The following is a 1,059-nucleotide window of genomic DNA, read 5'->3' on the forward strand; positions in this document are numbered from 1 at the left end:
CACCCCGGCTGCGCCTTCGCCCCCCGCTGTCCGCGCGCCGTCGACGACTGCCGCAGCCGCCGGCCCGAACCCGTCCGCGACGGCGAGCGGCTGGTCGCCTGCCACCTCCCCCTGGCACCCGCCGACGCATCCGCGGGAGCCGCCCGATGACCACCGGAAGCAGCACCACCGGAAGCACCACCGAGAGCACCACCGGAAGCACCACCGAGAGCACCACCGGCAGCAGCGCCGACACCACGGCCGACCAGCCGCTGCTCAGCGTCCGCGATCTGACCATGCACTACCCGGCCCGGCGCGGCGCCCCGGTACGGGCCGTCGACGGCGTCAGCTTCGACCTGCCCGCGGGTCGCACCCTCGGCCTCGTCGGAGAGTCCGGCTGCGGCAAGTCCACCACCGGACGCCTGGTCGTCCGGCTGCTCGAACCCACCGCCGGAACGATCACCTTCGACGGACACGACCTCGCCCACCTCGACCGGCGCGGGCTGCGCCCCTTCCGCGGCGACCTCCAGATGGTCTTCCAGGACCCGCACTCCTCGCTCAACCCGCGCCAGAGCGTCGCCCGCAGCATCGCAGAACCGCTCCTGGTACGCGGCACCACCGCCGCCGACGCCCGCAGGCGGGCCGCCGAACTGATGGAACTCGTCGGACTGCGCCCCGAACACCTCGACCGCCGCCCCCACCAGTTCTCCGGCGGACAGGCCCAACGCATCGGCATCGCCCGCGCCCTCGCCACCGGGCCGCGGGTGGTCGTCGCCGACGAACCCGTCTCCGCTCTCGACGTGTCCGTCCAGGCCCAGATCGTCAACCTCCTCGAACGGCTGCAACGCGAACTGGGCCTCGCCTACCTCTTCATCGCCCACGACCTGTCCGTGGTGAAACGTGTCTGCGACCGTGTCGCGGTCATGTACCTCGGACGCATCGTGGAGACCGGCGACAAAGCGCAGGTGTACGGCGACCCGGCGCACCCCTACACCCGCGCGCTGCTCTCCGCCGTCCCCCTGCCGGAACCGGCGGCCGAACGGGCCCGCGAACGCGTCACCCTGCTCGGCGACCCACCCA

1 protein-coding gene is annotated in these 1,059 nt (G+C 73.2%); it reads left to right on the forward strand.

Going from position 1 to position 1,059, the window contains the following annotated elements; translation table 11 throughout:
* Nucleotides 1–275: 275 nt before the first annotated feature.
* Nucleotides 276–1,059: ABC transporter ATP-binding protein (locus FNX44_RS27115; protein ID WP_228450315.1), on the forward strand; the 784-nt coding region annotated here is incomplete at its 3' end.

The organism is Streptomyces alkaliterrae (assembly GCF_007097205.2).
GTDB classification, from domain to species: domain Bacteria; phylum Actinomycetota; class Actinomycetes; order Streptomycetales; family Streptomycetaceae; genus Streptomyces; species Streptomyces alkaliterrae.